General features: G+C 39.4%; 6 protein-coding genes. 3 read left to right on the top strand and 3 right to left on the bottom strand.

Annotated elements, in window-relative coordinates:
- Positions 1-87: 87 nt before the first annotated feature.
- The 3 genes from RDQ32_RS10415 to RDQ32_RS10405 all read left to right on the top strand — a co-directional run bounded on the left by RDQ32_RS10415 (position 88) and on the right by RDQ32_RS10405 (position 2,914).
- On the top strand, positions 88-1,518 hold the full coding sequence (locus tag RDQ32_RS10415) for a peptide MFS transporter (protein WP_308580403.1): 1,431 nt from the start codon (positions 88-90) through the stop codon (positions 1,516-1,518).
- A 215-nt stretch (positions 1,519-1,733) separates the two neighbouring features.
- A complete protein-coding gene (gene lexA / locus RDQ32_RS10410; RefSeq protein WP_308580402.1) occupies positions 1,734-2,441 on the top strand; it encodes a transcriptional repressor LexA in 708 nt (235 codons plus the stop codon).
- Between the two features lie 65 nt (positions 2,442-2,506).
- A complete protein-coding gene (locus RDQ32_RS10405) occupies positions 2,507-2,914 on the top strand; it encodes a hypothetical protein (protein ID WP_308580401.1) in 408 nt (135 codons plus the stop codon).
- Positions 2,915-2,977: 63 nt separating this feature from the next.
- Here RDQ32_RS10405 and RDQ32_RS10400 read toward each other — a convergent pair whose 3' ends face one another.
- From RDQ32_RS10400 to trkA, 3 genes are all read right to left on the bottom strand, one after another.
- Entirely contained in the window at positions 2,978-4,054 is a 1,077-nt protein-coding gene (locus RDQ32_RS10400) for a tyrosine-type recombinase/integrase (protein WP_308580399.1), read from the bottom strand.
- Between the two features lie 209 nt (positions 4,055-4,263).
- Complete coding sequence (locus RDQ32_RS10395; protein ID WP_308580398.1) at positions 4,264-5,712, bottom strand: TrkH family potassium uptake protein; 1,449 nt, start codon at positions 5,710-5,712, stop codon at positions 4,264-4,266.
- Positions 5,702-7,096 carry a Trk system potassium transporter TrkA gene (gene trkA / locus RDQ32_RS10390; RefSeq protein ID WP_007156136.1) on the bottom strand — a complete coding sequence of 465 codons (1,395 nt, stop codon included), beginning with the start codon at positions 7,094-7,096 and terminating at the stop codon, positions 5,702-5,704. Before trkA ends, RDQ32_RS10395 begins: the two co-directional genes overlap by 11 nt.
- Between the last annotated feature and the right edge of the window lie 63 nt (positions 7,097-7,159).

The raw sequence follows: 7,159 nt of genomic DNA, 5'->3' as shown, positions 1-7,159 counted from the left end.
TTGTTTTAGTTCTTGTTATTATGATTAATTTGTTATATTATTAACATTATTTATTTTTCAAATTTTTGTCATAATGAAGGAGGAATTATGGAAGAGACAGTTCAACAGGAGAAGTTCCACCATCCGAAGGGGCTTTGGCTTTCCTGTATAGGGATGTGCGGATCAAGTTTCTTAAAGTACGCCGTATCCGGATTCTTGATTTTCTTCTATACCTATAGTGTGGGTATGGGAGGACTGGGTCTAACTAAGGAACAGGCAGGTTTATTGATTTCCGTTGCAACAACGGCAGGATCTATTCTACCGTTACTCGGTTCCGTTATTACAGACCGATTCTTGGGAATTCAGAAGGCCTTACTTCTCGCGTTCTTTTTACAGGGTGTCGCTTATCTGTTCTTCTTTCTTTTTACACCGAACGTGCCTTTGGTAGTAGTCGGTATTACCTTAAACATCGTTGCGGCCGCTTTTCTCAATAATAATCTGAGTGCCATTGTCGGAATGCTTTATTCCAAAAAAGAGCATACACGAAAGGACGCCGCATACGGAATTTTCTATATGGCGGTGAATATCGGAAGCTTCTTCGGTCCTATTCTTGGCGGTATGCTGACAGACCACTGGATGGCAGTACGGGATGCAGCCGGAAATGTTGTTCGTTACGGTTATAAATATGCCTACCTGATGGTTTCCATCGGTATGTTTCTTGTTTTTGCAATCTATCTGGTTTTGATTCCCAAATGGCTCGGAGAAGTCGGAAAGTATCCTGCCGGAAAAGGAAAGAAAGCAGAAGAGAAGAGCAATCAGAAGGTAGAGAAGGCGGAAAAACTCACCGATGTTGACAAGAAGAGAATTCTCGGTATGTTTATTATCTTCCTTCTGGTAACGGTATACTGGACTTGTTACTTCCAGACTTCTTATACCATCAATACACTGGCAAATGATTATGTTAACCTTAATGTAGGCGGCTTCCATGTGCCTGTAGTATGGTTGATTTCCTTTAACGGAATTTTATGTATTATTCTTGCTCCGCTTCTTGGAAATCTTTGGATGACTCTTTCTCAAAAGAAGATGGATCCTCCTGTAAGCTTAAAGATGGCTGTGGGAATGATTATTACCGGTCTTGCTTTCTATATCATTTTACTCGGTTTCAATACCTTACATGGTGTATTGGATAAGACGGTAAAGATGGATCTTTGGTATATGCTTCTTGCTTATGCCATTTTAACGGTAGGAGAACTCTTGGTATCTCCTGTAGGTATGGCTTTGTTTAATAAGCTGACTCCGGAGCGTTTCTCCTCCCTGGCTATGAGTGTATGGTATTTAACCTATACCTTCTCCGGTATTGCTTCCGGATATCTGGTAGCGGTAGCTAAGGATTGGGGATATGGAAAGATTCTGAATATCTTAGGTGCAGCCCTTATCATCAGCGGTGTGGTTATGTTGGTGATTATGCCCTTTATTGAGAAGCTGATTGCTGTAGACAAGTTAAGCACAGAAGAAGCAGCAACAGAGACTGCAGAATAGCTTTAAAAATGACTCTTTTCATCTCTCAGTGAACTGTCATATAATCAAGCATAAAGCTTTATAAGGAAAGTAACCCTAATTAATACGAATCTCCGATATTTCAAAGACTACTATGAGTCAGGAAATATCGGAGATTTTTTCGTACAAACGTTTGCATAAAAAGAAAGAATATGCTATACTTTTATAAATTTTAAATTCTAAGAAAAGAGGCCAGGATGGGAAGACCAAGAAAAGTACCAAGCAAAGATAATTTAACAGAGAAGCAATTAGCGATTTACAACTACATTAAAGAATGTGTTCAGATTAGAAACTATCCGCCTTCTGTTAGAGATATTTGCACAGAGGTCGGTTTAAAGTCCACTTCCAGCGTTTTTAGTTACTTAAATGACTTGGAGCAGGCCGGACTGATCCGTAAGGATCCATCCCATCCCAGAGCCATTGAAATCTTGGACAAAAGCCATAGCCATAGTGGAAAAGCCTCTAAAAGCAGTAAAACAAAGGAGTTTTCTCCCGTACATAGCTCACCTGTTGAAGAAAGTATGAAGGAAATGGTGTCCGTACCGGTAATCGGTACCGTGGCTGCAGGAACCCCCATCTTTGCCGAAGAGAATGTTAGCGACCATTTTCCCCTGCCTACAGAGATTTTACCGAATCAGGAGACCTTTATTCTGAAGGTAAAGGGAGATTCCATGATTAATGTAGGTATTTTCGACGGAGACTATCTGATGGTTGCAAAGCAAAATACCTGCAGCGACGGTGAGGTTGTGGTGGCTTTGGTAGAGGATAGTGCTACCGTTAAGCGTTTCTACAAAGAAAAAGGATATATCCGCCTACAGCCGGAGAATGATACCATGGAAGATATCATTGTTAATGACTGTCAGATTCTAGGAAAGGCCATTGGACTGATTCGTGTTGGGCTATAAGCTATACGCTATAAGCCGTTTAATAGATACGTCTAAATTAATATTGTCGTTTTTTGAGGAATAAAATGCTGGAAAAATGGTCCGAACCGGGCATTGGTCAATTTTTAAAAGAAAGCTTTTCCATCAGCTGTAAAGCCGGGGAAGAAGAGTTTCAGAAATTACAAAAAGAATTCCTACAACTGAATAGCCATCTGGAAAAGCAAGGGATTAAACTGCGTCTGGGGAGTTTAAAGGATGACAAGCTATGTTCCTGTAGCATAGAGTTATCTCTAAAGCATATGAAGAGAGATGCCGGTAAAAAAAGGGAGTATGGTACCCATAAGAGTATAGGAGCCGTTTATCTGTATCGTAAAGAGCATAACAGTAAAGATACAGCGCTGTATTCCGGGCTCCCCCTACGTTCTTATCAGAGAAGAGTGAAGAAATATAAAGAAGAAGGACGATGGACAGAAGAAGAGAAGGCTTTTTTTTAGCCTTCTCTTTTCAATCTTGCTCTGTTCTCATTCCAGTTTTTATTCCAGTTCTTATTCCAGTTCTTATTCCCCTTCTTCTTTTCTGAGTCTTACCAGATTTCTGACACTGCGGCGTCTTTCTTCTTCCAAAGCGGCATAATGCTTTTTGGTGGTATTTACATCACTATGTCCCAAAACATCCGCCACCAGATAAATATCTCCGGTTTCCTGGTATAGATTGGTACCATAGCTGCTTCGTAATTTATGTGGAGTAATATGCTTAAGGGGTGTTACCTTTTGCGCATATTTCTTCACCATCAATTCCACGGTTCGTACAGACATTCTTTTATTTTGTAAAGATAGGAATAAGGCATTTTCATGTCCTGAAGCCGGGATTTTAGCTTTTCTTTCCTCCATATAAGCTCTTAAGCCTTGTTCCACCTCATCGGAAAAGTAGATGGAAACCTCCTTGCCTCCCTTTCTGTGGATACGAATGGCATTATTTTGGAAATCTACATCGGAGCAATTTAAACCTACGCATTCCGACACACGTATTCCGGTTCCCAGCATTAACTGCATCATAGCCAGGTCTCTGACTTGATTCTTCTCATGGTAAAGCTTTTCCTTTTTGCTTAAATCTTCTCCGGACTCTACCTGATCCAGAAACTGTGCAACTTCTCCTTGATCCATACGAACAATCTCTTCCTGAGAAAGCTTCGGTAAGGAGAGAAGAGCGGTCTTATTCTCTTTGATTTGCTCAGTTTTATATAGATAGCCAAAGAAGCTTTTTAAGCTGGAAATTTTCCTTTTGATACTCTTGTTATGATTTAAGACTTCAACTTCTTCAATTTGTCCCTCTTTACCGGTCTTTTTTTTCGTTCTATATTTCAAAAATTCCATATATTCCTCTAAATCCACCAGGGATAAACGATCTAAATCCCGAGCTTCAAAATCATAAATATCGGAACGAAGCTTTTTTTCCTCTAATAAAAATTGAAAAAACACCTTTAAATCATAGGCATAGGCAATTTTAGTTCTGGAGGAAGTAACTTGATCAATACCACGAAAAAAAGAAGCACAAAAGGAGGGTAAATCCTTTTGTAACTGACGAAGCTTTAAAGTATTCTGTTTATCTAATTCTAAATGATATTGTAATGGCATAGCTTATTCTCTCTAATAATGTTATTCACTCTAATAAGGTTTTTCTCCATAATCAATACAGAGTAAATCGTTTTAGCTTGAAATCAAATTTGATAGCATACCAAAGCCATATTCAAGCCAATGTATCTTAGTTTTACCAGATTATAGCATAATCCCTTTTTAAAAAGCAATAACTATTCGTTAAACAAGAGTTTAGCGAATAGTTATTGCTAATTCGTTCTTTTCCAGGTCTTTGGAGAAAACAGAATCAACATAGGAAATATTTCCAATCTTCCTGCCAACATGTCAAAAATCATGACTGCCTTTGAAAATGGCGAATAAATCGAGAAATTTTCTATTGGTCCAACCTTTGCCAATCCCGGTCCGATATTGTTAAAGGTTGCGGAAATTGCTGAAAAGTTTGTAGTAAAATCAAAACCGTCAAAGCTGATAAGAAAAATGGATATCATATAGACAAAGCAATATGCAATCAAATACGTACTTACCGAACGTACCACATTGTAATCCAGGCTTTTTCCTTCTAAACGAATTCTCTTGATGGCTTCCGGGTGAATAATGAGGTGCAGCTCCTTCCCCATATTCTTCAATAAGATAATTAATCGGGAAACCTTTATACCGCCACCTGTAGAGCCTGCACAGGCACCGGAAATCATTAAGAATAAAATCACCATTTGACTGGGTACTGCCCAATGATTGTAATCCAAAGTTGAAAAGCCAGTTGTGGTAATAATACTTCCTACCGTAAAAAAAGCATGGTGAAGGGCAAATAACAGGCCATTTCCCATTTCTTTTAAATTATTAAAAGCGATGAATAAAGTTGAGCAAAGGATAATTAAAAGATAGGTTCTGGCTTCTTCTGAGGAAAAAGCTTCTTTCCACTTTCTTCTTTGTAAAAGATAATAAACATTGAAGTTAATACCGAACAAAATCATAAAAATGGTAATCAAGAACTGGCTAAACATGGAATAATCCGCCATTCCGGAATTCCTGATGGCAAATCCCCCTGTTCCCGCCGTTCCGAAGCCGATACACAAAGCATCAAAAAACGGCATTCCGGAAAGTATAAAGGCAAGAATACAAATTACCGTTAGAACAAAATAAATCTTATAAAGAGCTTTTGCGGTATCTGCTACTCTAGGTACCATCTTGGACACATCCGGTCCCGGAGATTCCGCCTTCATAATCATCATGTTATAACCGCCACCTAAGGGAAGAACCGTTAAAACAAGGACTAATACACCCATACCTCCCATCCAATGGGAAAAGGAACGCCAAAAAATCAGTCCCTTTCCTAAGGCCTCCACATCGCTTAAGATGGAAGAACCTGTAGTGGTAAAGCCGGAAACAATTTCAAAAACCGCATCGATATAATGGGGAATTTTTCCACTAATATAGAAGGGTAAAGCTCCCACTAAAGAAAGCACCAACCAGCAGCCTGCTACGATGACAAAGCCTTCTCTGGTATAAAAGGCTATTTTTTTCGGTTTCTTTCGCGTTAATACCGCCCCTACGACTAAAGACATTGCCGACACGGATAATATAGCCGCGGCAGAACTATGCTCCCGATATATTATGGCGCAAATAAAGGGAAGCAATAAGCTGATTCCCTCTATTCTCAGTACCCAAGCCAGGATGTAGACAATCATACTAAAGTTCATAATGAATATCCTCTTCCTTCTTTACTTCCAAAATATCTCGTAAATCATTAAATCCTGTGTTGGTGGTAACCACAATCACACGGTCTCCCACCTTCATAACATCAGAGCCCCTAGGGGTAATAATTTTATTCTGACGTATAATTCCGCAGATTAAAACTCCTTGCTTAAAGGACAGATCCGCAAATGGAATATTGATTAAATCCGGATCATTTAATACCTTAAACTCCAAAGCTTCTGCCTTTCCGTCAGCAAGCTTATACAAGGTCTCTACATTGGAGCCCTTGGAATTCTCCAAAGCCCTTACATATCGAAGAATACTCTCTGCAACAATCTGCTTCGGATAAATGACAGAACCCAAATTCATTTCATTGGTAACATTTTCAAAGGCAATACGATTGATTTTGGTAATCAAACGGGCATCGGAAAGCTTTCCCGCATAAAGAGAAAGCATGATATTTTCCTCATCAAATCCGGTTAAAGAACAAAAGGCATCCGTATTTTCAATTCCTTCCTTCTTTAAGAGCTCGGCATCAATACCGTCACCGTTAATGATAATACTATCCGGAAGTACATCCGCCAGATACTCACAACGCTCCTTATTGGAATCAATGATTTTTAAACGCATATTTAAATGCATTTCATCAATATAGCGGGCAATATAATAGCTGATTCGTCCTCCCCCTACGATGATACAATCTCTAACGGGGGTATAATCTACACCCAGCTTAATAAAGAACTTGCTTACATCCTTAGGTGCTGCAATAAAGCTCATCAAATCATCCGCTTCCAAAGCATCAAAACCGTTTGGAATAAGAATATCCTCTCCTCTTTGAATCAAAGTAATAAGGACATTTAAGCCCGTATCCTTTTGAAAGGTATGAAGAGGAATACCAATCAGCTGACTCTCCTTGGGTACCTTTACACGAATTAAATCCAACTTTCCGCGAGAAAAGCTGTCTACCTTCATTGCGGAAGGAAAACGAAGCAGACGCTCTATTTCCTTTGCTGCAGCCATATCCGGGTTGATTACCATGGCCAGGTTCAATTCATCTCGAAGATAAGAAATCTCCGTAGTATATTGAGGATCACGGATTCTGGCAATGGTACGACAATTTCCTTCTTTTTTTGCAAAGAGGCAACAAAGCATATTGACTTCATCCCGGCTGGTTGCGGCAATTAAAACATCCGCATTCTGAACCCCGGCTTCCCTTAGAGTCTGCAGCATAGCTCCATTTCCGTGGATTCCCATGATATCCAGAAAATCCACCGCATGGCGGAGAACCTTTTCATCCTGGTCCACAATGGTAATATCATGCCCCTCTTTGTTTAATTGATCTGCCAGGGTAAGACCTACCTTACCGCAACCTACCACAATAATATTCATGATTTTTCCTCATTTAACTGCAAAAAATACAAATTTTTTATCCAAACACATTTCAATAAGTCT

This window comes from uncultured Oribacterium sp. (assembly GCF_902481605.1).
GTDB classification, from domain to species: domain Bacteria; phylum Bacillota; class Clostridia; order Lachnospirales; family Lachnospiraceae; genus Oribacterium; species Oribacterium sinus.
The sequence above is the reverse complement of the archived record's forward strand: the minus strand, read 5'-3'. Positions and strand labels throughout refer to the sequence as shown.

Bases quoted from the DNA above. Each gene is read 5' to 3' on its own strand.
- RDQ32_RS10415 (WP_308580403.1), top strand. From the start codon at position 88: ATGGAAGAGACAGTTCAACAGGAGAAGTTCCACCATCCGAAGGGGCTT.
- lexA (WP_308580402.1), top strand. From the start codon at position 1,734: ATGGGAAGACCAAGAAAAGTACCAAGCAAAGATAATTTAACAGAGAAG.
- RDQ32_RS10405 (WP_308580401.1), top strand. From the start codon at position 2,507: ATGCTGGAAAAATGGTCCGAACCGGGCATTGGTCAATTTTTAAAAGAA.
- RDQ32_RS10400 (WP_308580399.1), bottom strand. From the start codon at position 4,054: ATGCCATTACAATATCATTTAGAATTAGATAAACAGAATACTTTAAAG.
- RDQ32_RS10395 (WP_308580398.1), bottom strand. From the start codon at position 5,712: ATGAACTTTAGTATGATTGTCTACATCCTGGCTTGGGTACTGAGAATA.
- trkA (WP_007156136.1), bottom strand. From the start codon at position 7,096: ATGAATATTATTGTGGTAGGTTGCGGTAAGGTAGGTCTTACCCTGGCA.